The 25,819-nt window shown below is 56.3% G+C and carries 20 protein-coding genes; 13 read left to right on the top strand and 7 right to left on the bottom strand.

What is annotated here, in order from left to right:
* Positions 1 to 146 precede the first annotated feature (146 nt).
* Together dauA and chaA are read right to left on the bottom strand one after the other, a co-directional pair.
* Positions 147 to 1,853: a C4-dicarboxylic acid transporter DauA gene (gene dauA / locus BLU64_RS04405; protein WP_026742588.1), complete on the bottom strand. Its 1,707-nt coding sequence runs from the start codon at positions 1,851 to 1,853 to the stop codon at positions 147 to 149.
* Between the two features lie 360 nt (positions 1,854 to 2,213).
* Positions 2,214 to 3,317, bottom strand: coding sequence for a sodium-potassium/proton antiporter ChaA (chaA, locus tag BLU64_RS04400; RefSeq protein ID WP_026742587.1), 1,104 nt, complete (start codon positions 3,315 to 3,317; stop codon positions 2,214 to 2,216).
* Between the two features lie 593 nt (positions 3,318 to 3,910).
* On the opposite strand from chaA, the gene BLU64_RS04395 reads away from it, so the two are divergent.
* From BLU64_RS04395 to BLU64_RS04370, 6 genes are all read left to right on the top strand, one after another.
* On the top strand, positions 3,911 to 4,585 hold the full coding sequence (locus tag BLU64_RS04395; RefSeq protein WP_026742586.1) for a gamma-glutamylcyclotransferase: 675 nt from the start codon (positions 3,911 to 3,913) through the stop codon (positions 4,583 to 4,585).
* A gap of 165 nt (positions 4,586 to 4,750) precedes the next feature.
* Positions 4,751 to 5,752, top strand: a complete 1,002-nt coding sequence (locus tag BLU64_RS04390) for an ABC transporter permease (protein ID WP_051625493.1) — start codon at positions 4,751 to 4,753, stop codon at positions 5,750 to 5,752.
* Positions 5,752 to 6,621: an ABC transporter permease gene (locus tag BLU64_RS04385; RefSeq protein ID WP_175527795.1), complete on the top strand. Its 870-nt coding sequence runs from the start codon at positions 5,752 to 5,754 to the stop codon at positions 6,619 to 6,621. The genes BLU64_RS04390 and BLU64_RS04385 overlap by 1 nt, the downstream gene beginning before the upstream one ends.
* Positions 6,608 to 7,453 (top strand): ABC transporter ATP-binding protein, encoded by an 846-nt coding sequence (locus BLU64_RS04380; protein ID WP_026742583.1) that lies wholly within the window; start codon positions 6,608 to 6,610, stop codon positions 7,451 to 7,453. The genes BLU64_RS04385 and BLU64_RS04380 overlap by 14 nt, the downstream gene beginning before the upstream one ends.
* Positions 7,450 to 8,130 carry an ABC transporter ATP-binding protein gene (locus tag BLU64_RS04375; protein ID WP_026742582.1) on the top strand — a complete coding sequence of 227 codons (681 nt, stop codon included), beginning with the start codon at positions 7,450 to 7,452 and terminating at the stop codon, positions 8,128 to 8,130. Before BLU64_RS04380 ends, BLU64_RS04375 begins: the two co-directional genes overlap by 4 nt.
* Positions 8,131 to 8,236: 106 nt before the next feature.
* Positions 8,237 to 9,811 (top strand): ABC transporter substrate-binding protein, encoded by a 1,575-nt coding sequence (locus BLU64_RS04370; protein WP_026742581.1) that lies wholly within the window; start codon positions 8,237 to 8,239, stop codon positions 9,809 to 9,811.
* A gap of 140 nt (positions 9,812 to 9,951) precedes the next feature.
* Here the strand turns inward: BLU64_RS04370 and BLU64_RS04365 are convergent, their stop codons facing one another.
* Both BLU64_RS04365 and BLU64_RS04360 read right to left on the bottom strand, forming a co-directional pair.
* On the bottom strand, positions 9,952 to 11,013 hold the full coding sequence (locus BLU64_RS04365; protein ID WP_026742580.1) for a DUF481 domain-containing protein: 1,062 nt from the start codon (positions 11,011 to 11,013) through the stop codon (positions 9,952 to 9,954).
* Positions 11,014 to 11,234: 221 nt separating this feature from the next.
* Positions 11,235 to 12,506: an acyltransferase family protein gene (locus BLU64_RS04360; RefSeq protein WP_026742579.1), complete on the bottom strand. Its 1,272-nt coding sequence runs from the start codon at positions 12,504 to 12,506 to the stop codon at positions 11,235 to 11,237.
* 450 nt (positions 12,507 to 12,956) lie between these two features.
* Here BLU64_RS04360 and BLU64_RS04355 point away from each other — a divergent pair, with 450 nt between their 5' ends.
* Both BLU64_RS04355 and yiaY read left to right on the top strand, forming a co-directional pair.
* Positions 12,957 to 13,205: a GlsB/YeaQ/YmgE family stress response membrane protein gene (locus tag BLU64_RS04355; RefSeq protein WP_026742578.1), complete on the top strand. Its 249-nt coding sequence runs from the start codon at positions 12,957 to 12,959 to the stop codon at positions 13,203 to 13,205.
* Positions 13,206 to 13,705: 500 nt separating this feature from the next.
* On the top strand, positions 13,706 to 14,854 hold the full coding sequence (gene yiaY, locus BLU64_RS04350) for an L-threonine dehydrogenase (RefSeq protein ID WP_026742577.1): 1,149 nt from the start codon (positions 13,706 to 13,708) through the stop codon (positions 14,852 to 14,854).
* Positions 14,855 to 15,075: 221 nt separating this feature from the next.
* Here yiaY and BLU64_RS04345 read toward each other — a convergent pair whose 3' ends face one another.
* Both BLU64_RS04345 and pdxR read right to left on the bottom strand, forming a co-directional pair.
* On the bottom strand, positions 15,076 to 16,170 hold the full coding sequence (locus BLU64_RS04345; RefSeq protein WP_026742576.1) for an ABC transporter ATP-binding protein: 1,095 nt from the start codon (positions 16,168 to 16,170) through the stop codon (positions 15,076 to 15,078).
* A 306-nt stretch (positions 16,171 to 16,476) separates the two neighbouring features.
* The gene (gene pdxR, locus BLU64_RS04340; protein WP_074727985.1) at positions 16,477 to 17,970 is read right to left on the bottom strand and encodes a MocR-like pyridoxine biosynthesis transcription factor PdxR; all 1,494 of its coding nucleotides are present in this window, start codon (positions 17,968 to 17,970) and stop codon (positions 16,477 to 16,479) included.
* 123 nt (positions 17,971 to 18,093) lie between these two features.
* On the opposite strand from pdxR, the gene BLU64_RS04335 reads away from it, so the two are divergent.
* The 5 genes from BLU64_RS04335 (at position 18,094) to BLU64_RS04315 (ending at position 24,317) form a co-directional block, all read left to right on the top strand.
* The gene (locus BLU64_RS04335) at positions 18,094 to 19,359 is read left to right on the top strand and encodes a 4-aminobutyrate--2-oxoglutarate transaminase (protein ID WP_074727983.1); all 1,266 of its coding nucleotides are present in this window, start codon (positions 18,094 to 18,096) and stop codon (positions 19,357 to 19,359) included.
* A 10-nt stretch (positions 19,360 to 19,369) separates the two neighbouring features.
* Positions 19,370 to 20,830 (top strand): NAD-dependent succinate-semialdehyde dehydrogenase, encoded by a 1,461-nt coding sequence (locus BLU64_RS04330; protein ID WP_074727981.1) that lies wholly within the window; start codon positions 19,370 to 19,372, stop codon positions 20,828 to 20,830.
* Positions 20,831 to 21,141: 311 nt separating this feature from the next.
* Complete coding sequence (locus BLU64_RS04325) at positions 21,142 to 22,173, top strand: ABC transporter substrate-binding protein (RefSeq protein ID WP_074727979.1); 1,032 nt, start codon at positions 21,142 to 21,144, stop codon at positions 22,171 to 22,173.
* Positions 22,174 to 22,208: 35 nt separating this feature from the next.
* Entirely contained in the window at positions 22,209 to 23,477 is a 1,269-nt protein-coding gene (locus tag BLU64_RS04320) for an ABC transporter permease (RefSeq protein ID WP_026742571.1), read from the top strand.
* Between the two features lie 15 nt (positions 23,478 to 23,492).
* On the top strand, positions 23,493 to 24,317 hold the full coding sequence (locus BLU64_RS04315) for an ABC transporter permease (RefSeq protein WP_026742570.1): 825 nt from the start codon (positions 23,493 to 23,495) through the stop codon (positions 24,315 to 24,317).
* 192 nt (positions 24,318 to 24,509) lie between these two features.
* On the opposite strand, the gene sbmA is transcribed toward BLU64_RS04315, so the two are convergent.
* Positions 24,510 to 25,742 (bottom strand): peptide antibiotic transporter SbmA, encoded by a 1,233-nt coding sequence (gene sbmA / locus BLU64_RS04310; RefSeq protein ID WP_074727977.1) that lies wholly within the window; start codon positions 25,740 to 25,742, stop codon positions 24,510 to 24,512.
* Positions 25,743 to 25,819 lie beyond the last annotated feature (77 nt).

Here is a 25,819-nt window from a genome sequence, read left to right as displayed (position 1 = left end):
TGTGAAGCGTAAGCGGGTGTTAAAAGCTGTCGGCCAAACGGAGGCAGGCGAGCAGAAAAAGGGTATTCAGAATGAGTGCGCGATAGCGGGGGGACGGCGAAGAAACCGGCCAGCGCTAGGGTTGGCCGGTAAATGGAAGACGGCGATCAGGCGGTTAGCGGAAGCGGCGTCGCTTCAAGCGCCTGCTCCAGCGTGGGATAGAACGCCAGTCGGTTTTCTATGGGCACCACATTGGCGCGGGCCAACGTCTTCAACGGTTGGAACGGGATGTCGGTAATCACCAGCCGTTTTTCGGGCGGCAGCAGTTCGCTGAAGCGTAAGAGCGCGTTCAGTCCGCCCGCATCCAGTACCGGCACGGCATCCCATTGCAGGATGATGGTCTGGTATTCTTCGCTGTGGAGCAGCAATTCCCCGAAGATACGTTCAGCGGCGGCAAAGAACAGCGGACCGTTGACGCGAATGACTAAACGCTGCCCCTGCACGGTAGAGGGCAGTTCGCTCAGGCGCGTCATTTTCGCTATCCGACGCATGAACAGGATAGACGCGAGAACGATGCCGACCGTAATCGCAATCACCATATCGAACAGGACCGTCAGGGCCAGACAAAGCACCATCACAATAATGTCGTCTTTCGGCGCGTGACGCATCAGGTCGATGACCTTGCGCGCCTCGCTCATATTCCAGGCGACCAGCAGCAGCAGAGAGGCCATCGCCGCCAGCGGCAGATAAGATAGCCAGGGCGCCAGCACCAGCAGCGCGAGGATCACCAGCAGCGCATGCACCACGGCGGAAATCGGCGATGTGGCGCCGGCGCGTACGTTAGCGGCGGAACGGGCGATCGCGGCCGTCGCGGTGATGCCTCCAAAGAACGGCGTGACGATGTTGCCGATACCCTGACCAATCAGCTCGGTATTGGAGTTATGTTTACGGCCGGTCATACCGTCGAGTACGACAGCGCAAAGCAGGGACTCGATGGCGCCGAGGATAGCCATGGAGAAGGCGGCGGGCAGCAGGTCGGAAACGGTGCTCCAACTCAGGGGCATAACGCTACCGTCGCTCCCCGGCATATTCCACGGCAGGACGAACTGAGGCAGGATCGGCGGAATACCGTGTCCCGACGTGCCGTCAGCCAGCAGGTAGCTGAAACGGGAGCCAATAGTGGCGACGTGGATATCCATCAATGACAGCAGCCCCATCACCAGCGTCCCCGCCAATAGCGCGGGCAGATGACCGGGCAGGCGAATGCCGAGCTTGGGCCATATCACCAGCACGGCCAGCGTGACAATGCCAATCAGCGTGTCGCCCAAATGCATAGACGGCAGCGCGCCGCCCAGCGCCATCACTTTGCCGACGTAATGCTCCGGCATTGTCGGAATGGTCAGGCCGAAGAAGTCTTTGACCTGCATGGTGGCGATGGTGATAGCGATACCGGAGGTGAATCCCAGCGTGACCGAGACCGGTATATATTCGATTAACCTGCCCATGCGACAGAGTCCGAGCACGAGGAGGAAGACCCCGGAGAGCAACGTCGCGATCAACAGGCCGGATAGCCCGTATTGCTGGGAAACTGGATAAAGAATGACGACGAACGCCGCCGTGGGGCCAGATACGCTATAACGCGAACCGCCGCATAACGCGGTGATTAGGCCGGCGACAGCGGCCGTATACAGACCAAATTGGGGGGGAACGCCGCTGGCAATCGCCAACGCCATCGCCAGAGGAATAGCAATAATGCCGACAGTGATACCGGCGATAAAGTCTTGGGAAAAACGTTTAAACGTGTATTTTTCCCGCCAGCAGGCGTCAATAAACGCGCTAAACGGTTTAATGCCGTTGAATAGGTATGATTTCATCTAAGACTAGGACCAACAAAATGAAAACAGATGGCGGGTCGGCAGGAGGCCCGTCGCGGGTTAAAGCATTACGATACGCTCATTGTTCTGCGAAGATCCAGATGTAAATCAATAGAAAAGCATTATGTATTACCTTTTAGGTCCTGCTGGAACCGTTAAACATGCACCAAAGGTAATGAGTAGAACGTTTGAAAAAAGGCTTATCGTCCGAGCCAATGCCCTAAGGGCTAGAGGTTCATGAATATCCGTTAAGCGCGCAGGTCGTTTGTTCAGAGAGAAGCGAGGGAAACCGCAGTGAGGAAGCTTAAAATGGAAGAGAAAGGGCACCGCATCTTGCCACGATGCTCTTTCAGAATGGGATCACAGCATGATGGTCATGATGTAGGCGGCAAACATCGCCAAATGCGCACTTCCGTTCAGGACATTGGTGCGGCCGGTGGAAAAGGAGATGTGACACAGGACTAATACCGTCACCATCACGACGATGTGCGGCATATCCAGCGCGAAGTTCAGCGTGTTGCCCGTGATCATCGCAATCAGCGTGACGGCAGGAACAGTCAGTGAGATGGTCGCCAGCACGGAGCCAAAAAACAGATTCATCGCCCGCTGAACCTGATTTTGCAGGACGGCTTTGATGGCGCCCAGGCCTTCCGGCGACAAAATCAACAGCGCGACGAGGAAACCGGTGAACTGGGACGGCGCGTTCATGCGTTCAAGCAGCGTTTCCAAGAGCTTGGAATCCATTTTGGTGACGCTAATGACGGCAATCAGATGAACCAACAGCCATACCGCATGCCAGAGCGAGCTATGGGCCGACGGTTTGCCGTGATGACTGTCCCCTTCGCCGTCGCTCTCATCTTCATGTTCATAGACGAACAAACTTTGGTGAGTACGGGTTTGGATCTTCAGGAAGACGCCGTACATCACCGCCGAGATCAACGCGATGATCAGTGACTGCGAGACGGAAAAGTTACCTGCCGGTAGCGCGGCGGGAAAGACCAATACCAGTACGGCCAAAGGAATAATCGCCATCAGATACTGTTTGATGCCGCCCAGATTAACGTACTGCGTGGCGAATTTACGTCCGCCCAGGATCAGGGCGAATCCCACCAGGCCCCCGGTGACAATCATGATGATGGAGTAGAGCGTATCGCGCATTAAATGCGGGCCGGCATCGCCGCTCGCCATCAGAGCGGAGATCAGACTGACTTCCAGAATGACGACGGACAGGCTGAGGATCAGCGATCCAAAAGGTTCTCCCAGACGGTGAGCCAGCACGTCGGCGTGACGTACCACGCTGAAGGCGCTGGAAAGGATCCCGACCAGCGCCAGGGCGTTGATGGCGATGATCGCCCCCAGACTGGCGGTATCGCCCCACATGACCAGCACCAGTAGAGTCAGGATAGGAAGGACGAGCGTATATTCGTGGTGACGGGTTTTCACCGTTTCGGCGGATGAGGTCATGCTTGAAGGTTCCTTAGTTCGTGTAGCGAGCTTGCTGATAGAAATAACGTATAACGTCGTAATCGAATAATCGCCATGCCAAACACCAAGCGCCACTAAAAGCCTGAAAATGTGACTCTAGCTATGCGTTTTCTGCAAAAAGATATCTGAATATATTATTTTTATGTTTTTACTTTTATCTCTCTAATAATAAACGAAATTGCTACAATTAGTCACTATTTAATCACTTCTCGTGAGCGATTTTTGGGCATATTATGGTGATGTTTCCAAACCAACCGATGAAAAAGAGCGTAAGAAGCGGATTCCATTAAGTTTTCGTTTTTAACCGCAGGCGGCAGGGCATACTGACTTCACTCTAGGGACGACACGAGGGCGATTCCGCCTAAGAACATGATGGTCGTTTCCACAAACAAGAAAATAGAAAATTACCATTATGCTTCATGATGTTAACTACCTTGGTCAGCCAGGTGAACGTTTCCGGCGCGGCGGCAAAATAAACAACGTGCGCGTTGATTGTACGGTTCATGATCGTTCAGAATAGCCGGGTGACGCCATTCGGCAGGACAGCGTGTAAGGGGTAAGGAAAAAAACTTGTGTTAACGCGTGATTTTTTACGGAAAGCCGATTGCCGGACGTCGTTCGGCCACATCGAAGAACATTTATTGCTTACCCCGCAGCAGCGAGCAGACTCTCTGGAAACCACTTTATCCTGTCGCCCCGACCATGAGGGCGTGTGGATTTTTGGCTACGGTTCGCTCATGTGGAACCCGGCATTTGACGCGACAGAAAGTTGTCTCGCCACGCTGAAAGGGTGGCAGCGCGCGTTCTGCTTACGTTTGACCGCAGGGCGGGGCACTATCGCACAACCCGGCAGAATGCTTGGACTCAAGCCGGGCGGTGAAACGACCGGTCTGGCCTATCGTTTACCGGAAGAACGCGTGCGTGAAGAGCTTGAACTGCTGTGGAAACGAGAGATGCTGACCGGCTGCTATCGCCCACTGTGGTGTGAGCTGGAATGTGCCGAAGGTGGCCACCTCACCGCGCTGGTTTTCGTCATCAATCCTGACCACCCATTATTGGAACAGGACACCTGTATCCAGAGTGTGGCGCCGCTCATCGCCCGCGCCCGAGGTCCGCTGGGCACTAACGCACAATACCTTTTCTCCTTGGAGCGTGAACTCCAGCATTATGGTATGCCGGACGATAATCTGATCGCGCTGGCGCTGCGGGTGAGAGAACTATTGAACGCGGCACCCGTCCGCGAATAATCTTCCCCACACCGTTATATAATTTATAGTTATATTGATATTGCTGAATATAATTTCATACGCTTTTGTCATCTCGCCTACACTCCGGACCTTATTTTTTGCTCGGCAATGAGGGATTAGGCAGTGCGGACAATTCATGAACACCTCCAGGCCGGGTGGCAACGAATGGGAAGGGGGCTAAGCCGTGTCTTGGCGCTGGCCGTCACGCTGCTGGGGCTTCTGCTATTCACTTTTTTACTCACTCATCTGGCGCCTATCGACCCGGCGCTGCAAATAGCCGGCGACCGCGCCAGCGAGGCAACCTACCTGCAAGTCCGACAGCAGTTGGGGTTGGACCAACCGCTCTGGGTACAGTTCTGGCATTATCTGGCGGCGCTGGCTCACGGCGATCTCGGGATCTCCCGCAGCACCTCTCAGCCTGTTTTCGATGATTTGACGCGGGCGTTCCCTGCGACGCTGGAGCTGGCGACCTGCGCCATTATCATCGGATTCGTCTTTGGCGTGACGCTGGCGCTGCTGTCGGTGCTGAAGCCCGGCAGCCTACTGGACAATGCGGTGCGGATGTTCTCTCTGGTCGGTTACTCCGTCCCCATTTTCTGGCTGGGACTGCTGAGTCTGCTGCTATTTTATGCGGTCTTGCATTGGGCCGGCGGACCGGGACGATTGGACGACATCTACCAATACACGATGGAGCCGCGTACGGGATTCGTCCTGATCGATACCTGGCTCAGCGGCGATCCGGAGATGTTCCGTAACGCCGTTCGGCATCTGTGGCTACCCGCCAGCGTGCTCGGCCTGCTGTCCATGGCGGGCATCACCCGGCTGCTGCGCGCGGCCATGCTGGATGAATGCCATAAAGAGTATGTTTTGCTGGCTCGCGCCAAGGGCGCCGGACAACTGCGGATCTTGCTCTGCCACGTCCTGCCCAATATTCGCGGCGTCATGGTCACCGTGCTGATGCTGTCTTATGCCAGCCTGCTTGAAGGCGCGGTGCTGACCGAAACGGTCTTCTCATGGCCTGGCGTGGGGCGCTATCTGACGACGGCGCTGTTTGGCGCGGACATTCCCGCCATTTTAGGCTCCACTCTCCTTATTGGCCTGTGCTTTGTCCTGATGAACGCGCTGGCCGATGCGCTGATTTACCTGACCGACCCTCGGACACGATGATGCGATTGACACGCTTTAAGGGACTGCGCTCGCAGCCGCGCGCCCGACGAACTCTCTGGCCTGCCGCCAACAGTCTGAATATCGGCGGCGTTCTCCTGGTCCTGTTAATCGGGATCGCGCTGCTTGCTCCGTGGCTGGCGCCGTTTGACCCGAATGCGCAGTCCATCACCCAGCGCCTGCTGCCGCCTTCGCCCGAACACTGGCTGGGCACGGATGGTTTCGGTCGGGATCTGCTATCACGGGTGCTGTATGGCGCACGGCCGACGTTACTGCTGGTCTCGCTGATCCTGGTTCTGACCGTGCCGGTCGGGCTGCTGGTGGGGATCAGCGCGGGCTATCTCGGCGGCTGGAGCGAGAAAGTGCTCATGCGGCTGACCGATATCGTCCTTTCTCTGCCGGGGCTGGTGATCGCGCTGGCGATGGTGGCGGTGCTTGGACCGGGACTGGTTAACGGAGCGCTGGCTTTGGCGCTGACCAGTTGGCCTCAGTTCGCCCGTCAGGCCCGAGCAGAGACGCTGGCGCTTCGGCGCAGCGACTATTTGGCCGCCGCCCGAATGCAGGGCATTACCGGCCTGCGGCTGATGAGCGGGCATATCTTGCCGCTCTGCTTGCCGGGCGCGGTGGTGCGTGCCGCGCTGAGTCTGGGCGGCATTATCCTGGCCGCCGCCGGACTGGGCTTCCTGGGGATGGGCGTACAGCCGCCGACCGCCGAATGGGGCTCCATGGTCGCGGAAGGGAGCAAGGTCATTTTTGACCAATGGTGGGTGGCGGCTGCGCCGGGCGGCGCAATTTTGTTCGCCAGCCTGACGTTTAATCTGCTGGGCGACGGCCTGCGCGATAAATTGGACCCGCGACATGAAAAACAGTAATCCCCCGTTGCTGGACGTCAACCAGCTGTCCATTGGATTGGCGGATGACCCCGACACGCTGTTGGTGCATCCCTTATCGTTTCGTCTGGGCCGGGAGCGCGTCGCGCTGGTCGGCGAATCAGGCTCCGGCAAATCCCTGACGGCCAAAGCCTTGATGGGATTGCTGCCTCACGCATGCCGAATTCGCAGCGGCGATGTCGTGATGAACGGCCAGTCGCTGGCCTCGTTGAGCGAAAGCCAATGGCGTCAATGGCGCGGCGACCGGGTGTCGATGGTATTGCAGGATCCGAAACATGCGCTGAACCCGATGCGTCAGGTCGGCTGGCAGGTGGAAGAGCCGCTGAAACTGCATACCTCGCTCCCGGCGCGCGAACGACGCGAAAAGGTATTGGACATGCTCAACGCCGTCGGGTTGGCGGAACCGAAACGGTTGTATCATCAGTACCCACATCAGCTTTCCGGCGGAATGGGGCAGCGCGTCATGCTGGCTATTGCGCTGATCACTGAACCGGCGCTACTGATCGCCGATGAGCCGACGTCCGCCCTCGACCACGAGCGACGCGATCAGGTGCTGGCGCTGATCGACCGGCTGGTTGACGAACGCAATATGGGACTGTTGTTGATCAGCCATGATTTACCTCAGGTGGCGCGTCACTGCGAACGCGTGCTGGTGATGTACAAAGGGCGATTGATGGATGCCTTGCAGGCGGAGGATTTACCGCAGGCCACCCACCCGTATACCCGAACATTGTGGAACTGTCAGCCGGGTAAACACACTCGGGGGCAGGTGCTGCCCGTCTTGGATCGCGCGTTGCTGGAGTCGTTGTCATGAGTCGTGATGCTGTGGTTCTGCGTCATTTAAGCGTGTCTCACCCGCAAGGGGGACACGTTAATCAGGTCGTTCACGAGGTCGATCTGACCATTTCCCGCGGCGAATGTTTTGGGCTGGTCGGCCCGTCCGGTTGCGGCAAATCGTCGTTGCTGTGGGCGCTGGCGGGCCTGAATCTGAACTGGCAGGGCGAGATGACATTGCTGGGTCAGCTCGTGAAACCGCTCCATGCCTTTACGGGAGAACTGCGCCGTCGGGTACAGATGGTCTTTCAGGATCCGTTTGCTTCTCTGCATCCTCGCCATCGCCTGAGGCGTACGCTGTCCGAGCCGCTAAAACTGCTCAAGGAAACGGATATCGACGGACGGATTGAACGCGCTTTTCAGCGCGTCGATTTGCCGCTGACGCTGCTGGATCGCTATCCGCATCAGCTTTCCGGCGGCCAGCGTCAGCGGGTGGCGATCATCCGGGCGCTGCTGCTTGAGCCGGAGCTGTTGCTGCTGGATGAGCCGACATCCGCGCTGGATATGTCGGTGCAGGCCGAAATTCTCAACCTGCTGAACGAACTGAAATCGGCGGGCGACCTGACCCTGATATTGGTCAGTCACGACGGCAACGTGATCGACCATCTGTGCGACCGGGCGGCGGCTATGTCGCAAGGGCGTCTGCTGACGGTCTGACGTGATTATCATCAACGGTTATATCAAAGCGTTTAATGCCAATAGCGCAATAACCGGTGTTTTCTCTAGACTCTATCCAACATTGAACTTGTGCCATGGAGACAATATGAAAAAGTGGCTTCCCGTTATCCTGGCGACGGTTTTGCTTGCCAGTCCGTTGCTGCGAGCGGCGACACCGCCGAATACGCTGGTGGTGGCGATTTCCCTCAACGGTATTATCAGCCTGGATCCTGCAGAGAGTTTTGAAACGGTCAGCACCAGTTCGCTGGATGCACTGTATCAGGCGCTGGTGAAAAGCGATCGCGTTAACCCGACTCAGCTCAACCCCGACCTGGCAACATCCTGGCAGGTCGGCGCGGACGGGCGAAGTCTGATCTTCACGCTGGATCCGAAAGCCACTTTTGCCTCCGGCAATCCGGTATTGGCAGACGACGTGATTTACTCGTTCACTCGGGCGGTGAAGCTGAACAAAACGCCGGCGTTTATTTTAAACGAGCTGGGCTGGAAACCGGAAAACGTGGATGCGCAGTTTAAAAAGCGGGATGACCATCAACTGGAGGTCCGCTGGCCGGCGGATATCGGCAGCGACCTGGCGCTCCGGCTGCTGTCCTCCGGCGTGGCGTCCGTCGTCGACAGCAAAGTGGTGTCCAGCCATAGCGTCAACGATGATTTTGGCAGCGGCTGGTTGAAAAATCACTCCGCGGGGAGCGGCGCCTATCAGCTCCGCAACTATATTCCGCAGCAGGCGCTGGTGCTGACTGCCAACACGCACGGGGTGAAACAGCCGAAGCTCAAGCAGGTCATTTTAAAGGATGTGGCCGATCCGGGCGCGCGTCGTCTGCTGTTGATTCAGGGCGATGCCGATGTGGCGTATGATTTGGGCGCGGATCAGTTCAGCGCACTGGCGAATCAGCCGGGCGTCAGGATCAGCACCTCGCCGGGCGGCAAAATCTACTATCTCGGCTTCAATACGCAAGATAAACAGGCGCCGACGCTGGGTAACCCTGCCTTTTGGCAGGCGGCACGCTGGCTGGTGGATTATGAAGGGATCTCGAAAAACCTGCTTAACGGTCAATTCATCGTGCATCAGAACTTCCTGCCGGAAGGGTTTGATGGCGCGGCGAAAGCGCAACCCTTTAAGCTGGACGTCGATAAAGCGAAGAAAATCCTCAGCGATGCCGGTATCAAATCGGGCACTCGTTTCGCGCTCACCGTGATCAATCAGCCGCCGTACACGGATATTGCGCAGGCGCTACAGGCGAGTTTTGCCCAAGCCGACATTCATATCGACGTGCAGCCGGTGGTGGAAAGCGAGTTATGGACGAAAATGCGCTCGCGCAATTTCCAGTCGATTTTTGTTTACTGGGGGCCGGACTACATAGACCCGAATACGAATGCCAGCACCTTTGCCTATAACGTGCCAAACGGCCCGAAAACGCTGGCGTGGCGCGTGGGTTGGGATATTCCGGAGCTAAGCCGGCAGACGCAGGCGGCGGCGGCCGAGCGCGATCGTGAGAAACGGCAAGCGTTGTACCAAACGTTACAGCAGGAGATTCGCGAGCGTTCCCCGTTCGTGGTGATGCTTCAGGGCATGCGTCTCGTGGCGGTGCGCGACAATCTGAAGGACGTCAAACAAAGTCTGGCCAACTCCATGTTGTATTACGACGATATCTCCAAGTAGAGCGACCACGCTGCCCGGCGTATACATGCGGCGGTGCAACGGCGGTGAGAGAGCCGCAAAAAAAACCATCGACCGCGAGGCCGATGGTTTTTTATGCCCGTAGCAGAAGGGGGCCTACCGATGCAGCAGCACGCTCGGAATTACCAGCCGACACCCAGACCTAGCGAGTACAGGGTGTCGTTGACATTGCCCTGTACGCTTTGCGTGCGGTTACGAGCCACCTGCATGCTCACGGAAGACCAGTTGGTAAGCTTATAACGCAGTCCCGCCCCGGCTTTGAAGTACAGTTTGGTCGTTTCATCGAAGGAACGTCCGACTTCGCCCGTGGTGAAGAGCTGTGTTTTTTTCCCGGAGAAGTAACGGCTGTAGTCCCATTTCAAAGCCCCAGCGAAGAAGTCGTCCTGGCCTTCTTCCTGATAGACGAACTGCTGGCTGCTTACCAATGCGGTCATGGAGAAGGCGCCCAAATCATTATCCCAGAACTGATAACCCGGACCGGTACCGATTGAGCGGCTGATTTTGATCTCTTCCACCCAGTCGCGTTTGTATTGGTAGCGGCCCTGCCAGAACCAATTTTCGTCGATGAATTTATCCAGCGCATATTCACCCCCGACGTTCTTGGTGCTGTCTACGTCGTCTTCTTCGGCCATATGATAGCCAGCGTCCAGGTTATGACGCCATGTGCCGTGCAGAAGTTTAGTGCTTAACACCACATCGTGATTGTTGGTCGTCGTCGAGCTTTTCTTATGCGACAGGCTGGCATCGATGTTGCCTTTCCAGGAGAGGTCCTGCACCAGCGGCTTAGGGACGATCATAGAGTTGATGTCACTTAGCGCAAGCGTGCCTTCGTTCGACGTTCCAGCCTGAACGCCGCCGTCGCTCAGAGGCTTCTGAACCACAATCCCGCGGGTTTCCGCTGGTTTGATGGCCGGGTAGAGCACACCTTCTTCATAACGATGTCCCTGAATAACCATCGCGTGGTCTGTCTGAAAGGTTTTAACCTTATCCCAGGAAACGGACAGCGTATCGGCATAGTCCGTTTTGATGAACAGCTTGCCGCTGTCCAGCAGGGTAATTTGTCCAGTGACTTTGTCACCATTGGTCAGCCAGAGGGTATCGGCGGCGTAGCTGGTGGAAACACCTGCGACACTCAGGCCGACGTAAAGGCCGAGAGTGGATAGTGCAAATTTGGAATATGTCATGTTGTGAGATAAACAAAGGGTGACTGATGTGGAAAGACGTCCTTGAGACGCTCGGCCGTTAGAACACCGGTTGATACCGGTGCCGCAAACATTAACAGGAAACGAGTCGTGTCTCTAGGCATAAGTGAGTATCGATTAGAATGTAAATCGTTATAACCGAGGTCATTAACGATTTACCGGTATAACCGTGTGGGAAACTCGCGCTTCCCACGGCGAAAAGATCAAGCTGCGCTGCTCGACTCTGTGAGTCGGCGGCTCAGAAAGCGGTCCGTCAGCGCGTTACGTATCCGCACTACCACCTGTTCCTGAAATATGACGCACAGCGCGACCGTCGTTAATAGGAAAATGCCGTAACCGGTCATTGAAAGCTGTACTTGACCCGCCGTAACAACGCACTGAGACCAATTGGTGAAGCAGGTCATGGGATTGGCCCGGACCAACTGCTCAAGCGTGCGGTAAAGATTAAATAATGGCACATGCAGCGCAAAGATAGACAACGACGCGGCGCCCAGTCGCGGGGACCATTTCCTGATCATCTCGCTGCTGGGGTCGCGGGCTTGCGCCGACAGACAGACTAGCAGGACCTGCGAAGGCAGTAAAAGACCGTTGTGCAGCAGGAAGTACCAGTGCGCTCTTCCACGGGTAAATAGAGCGGTGGCGATGATGAAACAGACCACAATAAAGGCCACCAGCCCTCTGCGCTGACGCGCTGTCAGCGCAGGGACGACGCCGTCTTTGTACTGTCGGAAAATCGCATAACCGAGAATCCCCGCCAGAAACTCGGGCAGCCGGAAAATGGGACCGCGTTGCAACAGACCGGTATACGGCATGCCGTACAGTTTGTGCCAGACCACCCATACCGCGGGCACCAGATAGAGTACGAAGATGAACGCCAGCCAACGGCGCGGATAGCGGCTATTCATCAGCCGGGGCGCCAGCAGCGGAAACAGCAGATAGAAGAAGAACAGGGTGGATAGCGACCACAATGGCGCGTTAAAGGTCAGAAAATAAGGGTTCCACGCCTGTAGCAACAACAGTTGCAGCAGGCTGTTGAACGTGAGCTGGACGTTATCCATATAGTGACGCAGCGTGGCCGGGTCGACGCCAGGTTGATTACTGTCATATATCACGAACCGCGCGCTGGCGACCTGGCCTTCCGGCGGTATTGCCAGCCATTGCATCAACATGACGACCAGGATCGAGCTGACCAGGCCAATGATGTGAATGGGGTAGAGATTGAACAGACGCTTGGCCATAAATCGTCGGGCTGGTTCACGTAGCTGACCGTCCCGGATATACACGTGGGCGAGCAAGAACCCGGACAACACGAAGAAAGTGCTCGTCGCAAAGAACCCCATACTGGTCAATTCATCCAGAAACGGGATGTTGAACCGCTGAGGATAAACGTGCAGCGTATGGTAGACCATGACGTAACATCCCAGCAGGAAACGGAGCCATTCAAGTCCGATAAACCTCTCTCTACTGACTTTCATCTCTATCCTCCGTATGCGTGGCTGCCAGGGTTTAAACAGTACAATTATCTCAGTTTAGGAAAAAAACGCGGAAATATATCTAGGAATCGGGTGATAAATGCTTTGGATACAACGCTAAGCATCCCCGTCACCGTAGTTGAGACGTTATAGCTAAAGGGTTATCGCAGATGAATGGCGCCTAACCGTGAGAAAGCTATTAACTAATAAAAAGGCATTCCGGTCTAGTCGTTTTTTTGTGATGCGATACGACGTTCTCCGCCTGTTACAGGGACGCGAAGTTAGTTAAAAACAGCGAGAGGTCAACAAACAAGCAGTCGAATTCAGTGAGAGATGTAACGTGGAATTTTGACTATACTTAACCTCGGTTTCGAATTGCGATGGTTGATAAACCATTAAGCTGCGAGCCATATAATGGGCAAACAGTTCAGTCACTAACTAGATGAGGTAGGTATGGGCATTCTTTCATGGGTTATCTTCGGTTTGATCGCGGGTATCCTCGCCAAGTGGATCATGCCGGGGAATGATGGCGGCGGTTTCTTCATGACGGTTCTGTTGGGCGTCATTGGTGCGGTTGTTGGCGGGTATATCAGTACCTTCTTCGGCTATGGCCGCGTAGACGGTTTCAACTTTGGCAGTTTTATCGTGGCCGTTATTGGTTCTCTGGTGGTGCTTTGGATCTATCGTAAAATTCGCAGTTAGCTTTTAGCGCTCCCAGTCCGCATCCGATGGGGTGCGGACGTGAAAAAATCTGCTTTCCTGCTTTCCTGCTTTCCTGCTTTCCTGCTTTCCTGCTTTCCTGCTTTCCTGCTTTCCTGCTTTCCTGCTTTCCTGCTTTCCTGCTTTCCGTCATCCATATATTTCTCTTTTATATCCCTGTCGCCACCCTTATTTTGTTTTGTTACTTAAATTTAATATTTATTTTTATTAAAATAATTATTTAAGCTATAAGGTATCCTTCACCCCGCGCCAGCTAACGGTTCTCGGCGGCATTCTGACTTTTTTCGATATCCCTTGTGATTCGAAAATGTTTATCATTTCATTAACATAATCACGTAAATCATTGATGTTTTTAAGGGGTGTTCTGCTCAATTGCGATATAACCCGTCCGTTTAAGTTGTTTTAAATCAATTTAACCCGCATACCTCGGTGGTAGGATTGCAGCCAGTTAACATTTAAAATCAATGGATATGGTGAAAAAAATGAGTAGCGCATTTTATATTCCGGCAGTAAACCTGATGGGCGAAGGATCTTTACAGGAAGCGGCACGGCAGATTCAGGCGCAGGGCTTCAAGCGCGCGCTGATTGTGACTGATAGCGTATTGAACAAAATCGGCGTGGTCGCCACGGTGCAGGCCTTGCTGAGTGAACATCAGGTTTTCAGTGCTGTTTATGATGGCGTGCAACCTAATCCGACGGTCAAAAACGTGGATGAAGGACTGAACTTGCTGAAGTCCAACGACTGTGACTGCATTGTTTCCTTGGGCGGCGGCTCGTCACATGACTGTGCGAAAGGGATTGCGTTGCTGGCGACCAACGGTGGCCAGATTGCAGATTACGAAGGGGTTGATCAATCACATTGTCCGCAGCTGGCGCTGTTCGGCATCAACACGACGGCGGGGACGGCATCTGAAATGACGCGCTTCTGCATCATCACTGATGAAGTTCGCCACGTGAAAATGGCTATCGTCGATCAGAACGTCACTCCTCTCATGTCTATTAACGATCCGGCATTGATGGTCGGTATGCCGGCGTCATTAACGGCGGCAACAGGTATGGATGCATTAACGCATGCGATCGAAGCTTACGTATCAACCGCCGCAGATCCCATCACGGATGCCGTCGCGATCAAAGCGATTGAGCTGATTCGCGACCATTTGAGCAATGCGGTACACGACGGTAAAAATATGGAAGCGCGTGAACAAATGGCGTACGCGCAGTTTATGGCGGGGATGGCCTTCAACAACGCGTCTCTGGGTTATGTGCATGCGATGGCTCACCAGTTGGGCGGTTTCTACAACCTGCCGCACGGCGTCTGCAACGCCGTCCTGCTGCCGCACGTTGTGCGCTATAACGCCGCTGTTGCCGCCGCTCGCCTGAAAGATGTGGCGAAAGCTCTGGGCGTTGACGTGGCTACCTTAAGCGACGCCGAGGCGGCCGAGGCGGCGATTGCCGCTATCGTCAGGCTGTCCAACGACATTGGCATTCCAACCGGTTTGAAAGAACTGGGCGTAAAAGAAGAAGACTTCAACACGCTCGCCGACAACGCCCTGAAGGATGCCTGCAGCCTGACCAACCCAAGACAAGGTACGCACGCTGACATCGTATCTATCTTTGCGGCCGCGATGTAATCCAGGTTTCATACCCTCATGTGGGCGGCGTAAGCCGCCCTTTTTTATGCCCGGAGGATGATGGTAAGGCGGCGGAGTGCTCACCCGGCTGGCGAGACAGCATGAGCAACATGATTGATGGGGACACGTCCACAAATGTCGCGTCGGACTGGCGAGAAAAAGAGCCACGCCAGCCTGACTGCCTTAACTCAAGTGAGTTTTCGAGGTGTCGCTGGCGGAAATCAATGTGTCGTGATCACATCCAATGCGCGCAGATTTTCTGGCATCCAGGACAGTTTTACCCCCGTGCCGACCTTCCAGGACGGATCCACATCGCTCGCCGGTAGTTTCACCATAAATTGAGATTGCCCCGCGACGTCGGTCATCATCCGTACGTGATCGCCCAGATAGATAAACTGACTGATACGCGCATTCACCTGCTGCGCGCCGGGTTGTAGATGTTCGGCGTTGATTTTGACCCTTTCCGGACGGATACACAGCGAAACCGTTTTGCCGGGAGAGCTGGGGCGGACCTTCAGCGCTTTCAACACGGTGCCATCACCCAGCGTCACGTTGTAATAGTCGCCATCGCTGCCTGACTGCGTGCCGATCAGCGTGTTGTTCTCGCCGATAAACTGCGCCACGAACGCATTTTGCGGACGTTCGTAGATATCGTTGGGGCTGTCCATCTGCTGGATGATGCCGTCATTAAATACCGCCACCCGGTCGGACATCGTCATCGCTTCGCTCTGATCGTGAGTCACATAAACCACCGTCAGCTCCAATGCGCGATGCAGCTCTTTAATCTCCAATTGCATATGTTCACGCAGCTGTTTATCGAGCGCCCCTAGCGGTTCATCCATCAGCACTAAACGCGGCTCAAACACCAACGCGCGCGCCAGCGCCACGCGCTGCTGTTGTCCGCCGGACATCTGCGCCGGATAGCGGTCGGCCAGCGTGGTCAATTTGACGCGGTCCAGAACGCGGTCGACCTTCTCTTTGATGTCACTGCGATTCAGGCGGCGGATAGAGAGGGGAAAGGCCAGGTTTTCCGCTACGGTCATATGCGGAAACAGGGCGTAATTTTGAAATACCATGCCGATGCCGCGTTGGTGCGCAGGCTGATTATGCAACGGGGTATCGCGCAGCAGTATCTCTCCCTGCGTCGGGGTTTCGAACCCGGCCAGCATCATCAAACTGGTGGTTTTACCCGAGCCGGACGGGCCAAGCATCGTCAGAAATTCGCCTTCCTGGATATCCAGATTCAGGTTCTTGACGACCAGACGATCGCCATCGTAGGTTTTTTGAATATTTTTGAAGCTGACAAAGTTTTTCATTAAGGCACTCTCTCACTGTGTCTGTATTCAACGATAGATGCATAAATCATGCCTGCTTGAAAAATTGCGGGTGGCAACGTGGGAGTGTCGCCGGGATGACCTGCGCGTTAGGCCGTGGGCAGGACGGATATCTCAAGGTCGCCGCGAGGAAAATGACGTGAGTGGTTTGCCGCTGTTAACAACAGTATGACTGGGCAGGTTGAACAGTTTTCGATACGGCGAGCGCGAGGGTAACAGAGGCGATGCCTCATAATGGTGAACGCATTCAGGGAATAAGGCACCAAAATAGTGCCTTCGCGTGCCTCGTTAAGCCGGCTTGGCACGGGTCCGCATCTCCTTCAAACAGCTCACGATCACGGAGAACGCCCGCGCCATATTTTCCTCCTTGACGCAAGCGTACCCCAGCAGCAGACCGCGCTGGGGGCGAGGGTGGAGATAGTAGCTGGAAAGGGGTTTCACCATGACGCCGCGCTGAATGATGCGGCTGCTGAGCAGCACGTCATCGGTCGCCTCGGGCAGCCGTAAAATCAGGTGCAGACCGGCGTTGCTGTTATAGCCCAGATAGTCTTCGCCGAGATGTTCTACGATCAGCTCGCTAAGCAATGCCCGGCGGCGGCCGTACAGCAGGCGCATCCGGCGAATATGCGCGGCATAGTGGCCCTCGCGCAGAAACTGGCTGAGGGTCAGCTGCGTCAGCATGTGACCGCCGCGGTACAGCTCGTCGTGACCGGTTTTAAGCTCTCGCGCCAGATGCATCGGCAGCACCATGTAACTCACCCGCAGACCCGGATAGAGCGTTTTGCTGAACGTGCCGATATATATTACCGGCGGTTGATTCTTCAAGCCGCGCAGCGCCGGGATCGGGCTGCCGGAAAAGCGAAATTCGCTGTCGTAGTCGTCCTCGATAACCCAGCTGCCGTGCTCCTGCGCCAAGGCGAGTAATCGCTGGCGACGCGCCAGGCTCATCACCGCACCCAGCGGATACTGATGCGATGGCGTGACGCAGATGAGGCGCGGTATCGACTGAGGCGAAATCGTTTCAGGTGGCACCATGCCTTGCTCGTCCACATCGACAGGCGCAATGCGCAGCCCGTTGATAGTCAGTACATTGCGCATCCCCCAGTAGCACGGCTCTTCCAACCAGGCCAGATCCCCGGGATTGCAGAGCATTTTCGCCAGCAGATCCATCGCCTGATGCGTTCCCTCCGTGATGAGTATTTGCTCTGGGCGGCACTCCACCGAACGTGCGACGCGCAGATAGTCGACTAGCGCCTCTTGAAGTTCGGGGCTGCCGCCTTTCGGCGAGTACGAAAGCTGCTCCGGCTTCATGCGACGGGTGATGCGCGTTTGCAGCCTGCGCCACAAATCGTGAGGAAAACAGGTGATATCCGGGATCCCCGGCATGAACGCCCCCCACTGACGCGCCGACGCGCCGGTATAACCGAGCAGGTTCATTCCGCGACGCGAAAGCTCTTGCACCGAGGGCCGCACAGCGCCATCGCTATTGTCCCGCAGCGGGGGAACGGCGACGGGCGGCAGTTGCTCGGTAACGTAAGTTCCGCTGCCGGTGCGCGTTTCGATATAGCCCTCGGCCAACAGCTGTTCGTAGGCGGCAATCACCGTATTGCGCGACAGCGACAGTTGCTGCGCCAAATCCCGAGATGAGGGCAGGCGGCAGCCGGGAGCGATAGCGCCTTCCAGGATGGCCAGCCGAATCGCGTCATTCAGCCGTTTATTCAACGTCCCATCCTGCTGGTTTTCCAACCCCTGCAACAGCAGGTCTGTAAGTAGCGAGCGCAAATTGGATCCCTCAAATTTTATAAACTGGCTCTGGATTATAGAACCATGCAGGCGGTAAATAGCAACAGACGTCAATCGTCAGCCGCAAACAATGCGTCAGTTTATAGAATCGGAGTCAACAAAATGAAAAATAGCGAACTCAATCAACGTCGTTTGGCGGCCACACCGCGTGGTGTCGGCGTCATGTGTGATTTTTTTGCGGCCAAGGCGGAAAATGCGACGTTGTGGGATGTGGAAGGTAATGAATATATTGACTTTTCTGCGGGTATCGCCGTACTGAACACCGGTCACCGCCATCCCAAACTGCTGGCAGCGGTGCGCGAACAGCTGGAATGCTTTACGCATACCGCTTATCAAATTGTGCCATACGGCAGCTACGTCACCCTCGCGGAGCGCATCAACGGGCTGGCGCCTATCGACGGCCCGGCTAAAACCACTTTTTTCACTACTGGCGCGGAAGCCGTTGAAAATGCGGTTAAAATCGCACGTGCGCATACTCATCGTCCGGGGGTTATCGCTTTCGGCGCCGCTTTTCATGGACGAACGCTGCTGACGATGACCCTGACCGGCAAAGTGGCCCCTTATTCAACGGGTTTCGGGCCGTTCCCCGGATCCATTTTCCATGCGCTCTATCCCAATGAGCATCAGGGCATCAGCGTTGAACAGGCGATGGAAAGCATCGATCGCCTGCTGCATACGGACATTGCCGCCGATCAGGTCGCGGCCATTATTCTTGAGCCGATTCAAGGTGAAGGCGGCTTCAATGTGGCGCCGCCGGAATTCATCAGCGCACTGCGCAAGTTGTGCGACCAGCATGGCATATTGCTGATCGCCGACGAAGTTCAGAGCGGGTTCGCGCGTACCGGCAAAGTGTTCGCCATGGAGTATTACCAGGACAAAGCGGATCTGATTACGATGGCGAAAAGCCTCGGCGGCGGTTTCCCGATCTCCGGCGTGGTGGGACGAGCCGACGTGATGGATGCGCCGGGGCCTGGCGGACTGGGCGGCACCTACGCTGGTAACCCGCTGGCGGTCGCTTCCGCCCTGGCCGTACTGGATGTTATCGAAGAAGAGCAACTGTGCCAGCGAGCGCAGAAGCTCGGCGCTACACTGGTAGAGACGCTGGAACAGGCGAAAGCGCACTGTCCGGCAATCGCGGATATTCGTGCTCGCGGTTCGATGGTCGCGGTGGAATTCAACGACCCGCAGACGGGCAAACCGAGCGCGGAAATCACCAAAAAATATCAGAAGGCGGCGCTGGATCAGGGGCTGCTGCTGCTGACCTGCGGCGTGCACGGCAACGTCATCCGGTTCCTGTATCCGCTGACGATTCCCGATGCCCAGTTCAGCCAGGCCCTGACGCTCCTGTCCCGCGTTCTGTCTCAGTAAAGGTGGCTTCATGCAATTGAAAAATAAAACATTATTTCGTCAGTCATGTCTTATTGACGGCCAATGGCAGGATAGCCTGAGCGGCGAAACGCTCAGCGTCAACAACCCGGCAACCGGGAAGGCGCTGGGGACAATCCCGCTGGTGACGGCGGAACAGACTCAACAAGCAATCGCCGCGGCGGAAAAAGCGCTGTCGTCTTGGCGTCAGCGCACGGGCAAAGAGCGCGCCGCCGTACTGCTCGAATGGGCGCGTCTGATCCGCGAAAATCAGGCCGATCTGGCGGCGCTGCTGACGGCCGAGCAGGGAAAATCGCTGGCGGAAGCATCCGGCGAAATCGGCTATGCCAATGCGTTTATCGAGTGGTTTGCGGAAGAGGCCAAACGCATTGAGGGGAGCGTACTCCCGTCTCCACAGGCCAATCAGCGACTGCTGGTGCTGAAACAGCCTATCGGCGTGACGGCGGCCATCACCCCTTGGAACTTCCCGGCGGCGATGATTACCCGTAAGGCCGCGCCAGCGCTGGCGGCAGGCTGCACCATGATCGTCAAACCGGCCGAACAGACGCCGTTTACCGCTCTGGCGCTGGGTGAACTGGCTGTTCAGGCCGGCATTCCCGCTGGCGTATTGCAAGTGATCACCGGCGAAGCACCGGCGGTGGGCAAAGTGCTGTGCGACAGCCCGGTGGTACGCAAACTCAGTTTTACCGGCTCGACCGAAGTCGGGCGTATCCTGATGGCGCAAAGCGCGCCGACGGTGAAAAAGCTGTCTCTGGAACTGGGCGGTAACGCGCCGGTGATCGTGTTTGACGACGCTGACCTTGAACTGGCGGTGAAAGGCATCATGGCCTCCAAATTCCGCAATAGCGGCCAGACCTGCGTTTGCGCTAACCGAATCTACGTACAGCGCGGGATTTATCCGGCGCTGGCGGCCCGGTTGGTCGAAGAGGTGAAAAAACTCAAGGTCGGCGACGGCACTGAGCCTGGCGTCACGCAGGGGCCACTGATTGATGAACAGGCCGTCGACAAAGTGCGTCAGCACATCGACGACGCGTTGACGAAAGGCGCCACGCTGTTGCTCGGCGGCAAGTCCCACGAGCTGGGCGGCACATTCTTCACCCCAACGGTGATTGGCGACGTCACGCGCGAGATGCGGTTTGCGCGCGAAGAGACCTTTGGCCCGGTCGCGCCGCTGTTTCCGTTCACAGATGAAGCCGACGCCATTGCGATGGCGAACGACACTGAGTTTGGACTGGCGGCGTATGTCTTCACGCGTGATGCCGTTCGTCAGTGGCGCGTGCCGGAGGCGATTGAGTACGGCATGGTCGGCATCAACACCGGGCTTATCTCCAACGAAGTCGCGCCGTTTGGCGGCGTCAAGCAGTCCGGACTGGGTCGCGAAGGATCGCGCTTCGGCATCGAAGAGTATCTGGAGATGAAATATCTTTGCGTGGATCTCACGCCATCAGCCTGATGCCGGACTGACGCGGAAGACCATTCCGTGTCACCGCTCCGTCACATTGTGGTGCATTCGAACTCACTGAATGCACCACCCTAAAGCAAATCTTCCCCAGAACGCTTCCCCTATAAAATCGTGCGCACTGCACATGTTCAGGCTAGGTCCTTATCCCGCCCAACGCCGCCTGAATTCCCCCTTTTTTACCCAAAGTGGCACGAAATATGCTTTTACAAAGAGGGGCTTCATCACCACAGCAATGATTGTTCACACAACTCTAAAGTGCCGCCGTTTGGCATTGCGTTCACACTTTTACCAGGAGTCAGATTATGTTGAAAAAATTTGCTTTATCCGCGCTGATTGCCGCAATAAGCTCTCAGGCCTGGGCTGAAAACCTGACCGTAATTTCCTTTGGCGGCACCAACAAGGATGCGCAGGACAAAGCGTTTTACAAGCCGTTTATGGCGGCGGGCAAGGGCACGATTGAATCCGGGGAATATAACGGCGAAATGGCGCGCCTGCGCGCTATGGTTGAAACTGGCCAGATCAGCTGGGACATCGTCGAAGTCGAAGGGCCGGAGCTGCTCCGCGGCTGTAACGAAGGGCTGCTGGAACCGCTGGACTGGAAAAAGCTGGGAGATCCGTCCCAGTTTGTGAAAGGTTCCGTTTCCGAATGCGGCGCCGGGATCTTCGTCTGGTCGACGGTGCTGACCTACAACGCCAACAAATTGAAACAGGCGCCGACCAGCTGGGCCGATTTCTGGGATGTGCAGAAGTTCCCCGGCAAACGTGCCTTACGTAAAAGCGCCAAGTTCACGCTGGAAATCGCCCTGTTGGCCGACGGCGTGAAGCGTGAAGATCTGTATAAAGTGTTGGCAACGCCCGCCGGCGTGGATCGCGCGTTCAAGAAACTCGATCAAATCAAGTCCAATATCCAGTGGTGGGAGTCCGGCGCACAGCCGCTGCAGTGGCTGGTTTCCGGCGATGTCGTGATGACCTCCGCCTATAACGGTCGCGTCGCCGTAGCGCAGAAAGAGAAGCCGGGCATCAATATCGTCTGGAAAGACAGCATTTACGACTTGGATAGCTGGGCCATCGTCAAAGGCTCCAAGCACAAGGCGCTGGCGGAACAGTTTATCGCCTTTGCCAACAAACCGGAAAATCAGAAGGTCTTTGCGGAAAACATCGCCTACGGCCCTACCAATATCAAAACCAACGAACTGCTGCCTGCCGCCATCCGCTCTAACTTGCCGACAGCGCCGGAAAACTTGGAACAATCTTTGGCAGTGGATACCGAATTTTGGATCGATCACGGGGAAGAGTTGGAACAGCGCTTTAATTCCTGGGCTGCTCAGCAGTAATCCCGCGATGGTCTAAAAGAGTAAGGAGAAAATTGATGACCCAGAACGAAAGGGTGGCTGTTGCGCCACCGGCCCAGCCCCTGGAAAACGCCAGCCTGAAACAGCAGCTGCGTCATGCCCAGACGCGTTATAAAAAACGTTCGCTGCTGCTAATTGCGCCGCTGTTTCTGTTTATCCTGGCCAGCTTTCTGTTCCCCATTTTTTCGATTCTGGGCAAGAGCGTATCCAACCCTGAACTGCGTACCCATATGCCCGCCACTATCGCCGCGTTAAAAGAGTGGTCGGGCAATGAGGTTCCTGATGAGGACGTGTTCAAGGCGTTGATTACCGATCTCCGTCAGGCCCGCAGCGGCGGCCAAGTGGCGGCGATCACGAAACGGTTGGGGTATGAAGACGGTCAATACCGTACGTTGATTAACCGCACACTGCGTAAAATGCCGCCCGCCGATAGCGACTCGGTACGTGAACAGCTCATTGCGGATCAGCCGCTGTGGGGTGAACTGAACACCTGGAAAACCCTTCAACGTGCGTCGCGCCCGTTTACCAGCTATTACCTGCTTGCCGTGTTTGATCACCGGGTTGACCCGCAGACCAATGTGATAACGGCGCAGCCGCCGGAACAGTCGCTTTATGTCGATGTACTGGTGCGCACGCTAAAAATGGCGGGAGTGGTCACGCTGCTGTGCGTGGGGCTGGGCTATCCGCTGTCGTACTGGTTGGCCAAACAGCCGTCAAATCGCGCCAATTTGCTGATGATCCTCGTGCTGCTGCCGTTCTGGACTTCGTTGATCGTGCGCACGGCGAGCTGGATTGTGCTGTTGCAGTCCGGCGGGCTAATTAACCGATCGCTGATGGCACTGAATATCATCGACCATCCGCTGGTGCTGGTGTTCAACCGCGTCGGGGTTTACATCTCGATGACGCACATCCTGATGCCGTTTTTTGTTCTGCCGCTCTACGCGGTGATGAAGGGGATTTCGCCCAACTATGTCCGCGCTGCCATTTCGCTGGGCGCGCATCCGTTTATCGCCTTCTGGCGCGTCTATGTGCCGCAGACCTATGCCGGCGTGACGGCGGGTGCGCTGCTGGTTTTCATGATGGCGATTGGCTACTACATTACGCCCGCGCTGTTGGGCGGTCCGGGGGATCAGATGTTGAGCTACTTTGTGGCGTTCTTCACCAATACCACCATGAACTGGGGGATGGCGGCGGCGCTGGGGACGCAACTGCTGGTCATCGTCACCTTGCTGTATGTGGTCTACATCCGTGTGACTCGCACCAACGCAGAAATTGCCGCGCACTAACAGGAGGACAGGGAAATGAGACAACAAAACACGCTGGGTGTCCGTTTGTGGAATGCGTTCTTTAATTTCTACGGCGCGGCAATGCTGCTGTTCCTGATTGTACCCGTGCTGGTGATTGTGCCGCTGTCGTTCAATGCGGGATCGTTTCTGAGCTATCCGCTGGCCGGTTTTTCGCTGCGCTGGTATCGCGAGTTTTTCCACTCGAGCGAGTGGTTAAGCTCTCTCGGCAACAGTCTGCTGATCGCGCCGCTGGCGACGCTGTTGGCGACCGTGCTGGGGGTACTTGCGGCGGTCGGGCTGGTGCGTGGTGAATTTCGCGGTAAATCTTTGGTCATGGCGGTGCTGATCTCGCCGATGATTGCGCCCGTGGTGATCGTCGCCGTCGGCCTGTTTTTCTTCTTCGCCAAGCTTTCGTTGCTGAACAGTTATCTGGGACTGGTGCTGGCGCATGCGATGTTGGGGGTGCCTTTCGTGGTGATCACCGTCACGGCCGTACTGAAAAACTACGATCAAAACCTCACCCGCGCCGCCGCCAGCCTGGGCGCACCGCCGCTGTTGGCCTTCCGTAAGGTCACGCTGCCGTTGATTGCGCCCGGCGTGTTTTCCGGCGCGCTGTTCGCGTTCGCGACATCGTTCGACGAGGTAATCGTCACGCTGTTTCTGGCCAGTCCGCGACAGCGCACGCTGCCATTACAGATGTTTGCCGGGATCCGTGAAAACCTCGATCCGACGATCGCGGCGGCCGCATCGATGATGGTGGGAGCCGCGCTGCTGTTGCTGATCGTGATGGAAGTACTGCGACGCCGCAGTGAAAAGCTGCGCGGCGCACAGCATGGATAGGGGGGATTGCTCCCTGAAGTGAATTCGGTCAGCGCAGGTGACCGCACCGCCATGAGTCGTTTGCTGTTGGCGTTGAAACAGAAAGCCCCGAGCTGAAGAACTCGGGGCTTTCTTTGTGGGGATGACCGCGGTTAACGGACCGGACCGGCGCGGCATGCAAGTTCCGTCATATCGCCTACCGCAGAATCGCCGTCAGGCATCCGGCGAGGAGAGATAATCGGGATTGGGCGCATCGTCGTCCTGAATAATGGACTCGAAGCTGCGCAGACGTTTATAGATCGACAGCAACTCCACAATCGTGGTCCAGGAGTTGATCAAATACTGGAACGAGCTGCGGACCTGATCGAACACGTTGTTAATCTGCGACATCAGGCCTAGCGTGAGCGCACCGGCCACGATGGAGGGCAGCAACACGACAATCCCGAAGACATTGTCCACTTGCAGATACAGCACGCGCGCAATGTTGAAGTAGGTGTAGTGGAAATACAGCCGGAAGTAGTTTTTTCGCACGTTGGTAAACAGCTCGCGTACGGTCGGCGGCGTGGCGCGCTCGGCATGATCCTCGCCGTATACCAGCTCTTTACGGTAAGCCGCTTCCACGCGCTGGTTGTTGAACTCCAGTCCCGGCAGCTTGATCCCGATAAAAGCCAGCAGCCCCGTTCCCGCCAGCGACCAGATTAGCGCGGCGATAAGGAGCGCATAGGGAATTTGGCCGAGGATGGGCACTTCTTTGACGTGAACGGAAAGCGTGATCAGCACCGGCAGGAAGGCGATCAGCGTCATGACCGACTGAATCAGATTGACGCCCAGACTCTCGACCGTGGATGCGAAGCGCATACTGTCTTCCTGGATACGCTGGGCGGCCCCTTCAACATGGCGCAGCCGAGGCCAGTGCGTCATGTAGTAGTCGTTCATCGCCATGCGCCAGCGAAAGACGTAGTGGCTGACGAAAAACATATTCAGCACGCCCACCACCACCGCACACAGCGCGATGCCCAGAAAGACCGCCAGTTCGTGATAGAACGCGCCGATGGTGACGGCGTGCGGGGTGCCGAGCGCTTTCTGGATCAAGTCGTAGAAGGGCACGTACCAGGCGTTGACCGCGACGCCGACTTCCACGGAGAAGTAGGTGACGAAGATAATCAGAGCCGAACCGAGAATGGACCAGCGCTGCCAGCGATGCGGGCTGAATATGAACCAGCAGGCTGAGAACAGAGCGACGGCGATCGCATAGTAGCCGTAAAACCACAGGAAGGCCGGGCTCCAGAAACGGGCGGCGCTGGTGGGCAGCGGCTGATCGGTCAGATTCAGCAGATTGGCCCCCAGAGGGCGGGCGCAAGCGTACCAGATAGCGATGCAGATCAGCGTCCAGATCGCGGCGGAAGAGAAGAACAGTTTGGGATGAGGAAAAAACGATTTGAACATAGAGTATGTCTTACCTGTTAAACGCCGATGCACAGAGTCGGCTGCCTGCCGAACGAACCGCGGCGGTCGTTGCCGGG

This window comes from Lonsdalea quercina (assembly GCF_900107885.1).
GTDB lineage: Bacteria > Pseudomonadota > Gammaproteobacteria > Enterobacterales > Enterobacteriaceae > Lonsdalea > Lonsdalea quercina.
The sequence above is the reverse complement of the archived record's forward strand: the minus strand, read 5'-3'. Positions and strand labels throughout refer to the sequence as shown.

What these genes read in the sequence shown, in the direction of transcription:
- dauA (WP_026742588.1), bottom strand. Translation starts at nt 1,853, where the DNA reads ATGAAATCATACCTATTCAACGGCATTAAACCGTTTAGCGCGTTTATT.
- chaA (WP_026742587.1), bottom strand. Translation starts at nt 3,317, where the DNA reads ATGACCTCATCCGCCGAAACGGTGAAAACCCGTCACCACGAATATACG.
- BLU64_RS04390 (WP_051625493.1), top strand. Translation starts at nt 4,751, where the DNA reads ATGGGAAGGGGGCTAAGCCGTGTCTTGGCGCTGGCCGTCACGCTGCTG.
- BLU64_RS04385 (WP_175527795.1), top strand. Translation starts at nt 5,752, where the DNA reads ATGCGATTGACACGCTTTAAGGGACTGCGCTCGCAGCCGCGCGCCCGA.
- BLU64_RS04380 (WP_026742583.1), top strand. Translation starts at nt 6,608, where the DNA reads ATGAAAAACAGTAATCCCCCGTTGCTGGACGTCAACCAGCTGTCCATT.
- BLU64_RS04375 (WP_026742582.1), top strand. Translation starts at nt 7,450, where the DNA reads ATGAGTCGTGATGCTGTGGTTCTGCGTCATTTAAGCGTGTCTCACCCG.
- BLU64_RS04370 (WP_026742581.1), top strand. Translation starts at nt 8,237, where the DNA reads ATGAAAAAGTGGCTTCCCGTTATCCTGGCGACGGTTTTGCTTGCCAGT.
- BLU64_RS04365 (WP_026742580.1), bottom strand. Translation starts at nt 11,013, where the DNA reads ATGACATATTCCAAATTTGCACTATCCACTCTCGGCCTTTACGTCGGC.
- BLU64_RS04360 (WP_026742579.1), bottom strand. Translation starts at nt 12,506, where the DNA reads ATGAAAGTCAGTAGAGAGAGGTTTATCGGACTTGAATGGCTCCGTTTC.
- BLU64_RS04355 (WP_026742578.1), top strand. Translation starts at nt 12,957, where the DNA reads ATGGGCATTCTTTCATGGGTTATCTTCGGTTTGATCGCGGGTATCCTC.
- yiaY (WP_026742577.1), top strand. Translation starts at nt 13,706, where the DNA reads ATGAGTAGCGCATTTTATATTCCGGCAGTAAACCTGATGGGCGAAGGA.
- BLU64_RS04345 (WP_026742576.1), bottom strand. Translation starts at nt 16,170, where the DNA reads ATGAAAAACTTTGTCAGCTTCAAAAATATTCAAAAAACCTACGATGGC.
- BLU64_RS04335 (WP_074727983.1), top strand. Translation starts at nt 18,094, where the DNA reads ATGAAAAATAGCGAACTCAATCAACGTCGTTTGGCGGCCACACCGCGT.
- BLU64_RS04330 (WP_074727981.1), top strand. Translation starts at nt 19,370, where the DNA reads ATGCAATTGAAAAATAAAACATTATTTCGTCAGTCATGTCTTATTGAC.
- BLU64_RS04325 (WP_074727979.1), top strand. Translation starts at nt 21,142, where the DNA reads ATGTTGAAAAAATTTGCTTTATCCGCGCTGATTGCCGCAATAAGCTCT.
- BLU64_RS04320 (WP_026742571.1), top strand. Translation starts at nt 22,209, where the DNA reads ATGACCCAGAACGAAAGGGTGGCTGTTGCGCCACCGGCCCAGCCCCTG.
- BLU64_RS04315 (WP_026742570.1), top strand. Translation starts at nt 23,493, where the DNA reads ATGAGACAACAAAACACGCTGGGTGTCCGTTTGTGGAATGCGTTCTTT.
- sbmA (WP_074727977.1), bottom strand. Translation starts at nt 25,742, where the DNA reads ATGTTCAAATCGTTTTTTCCTCATCCCAAACTGTTCTTCTCTTCCGCC.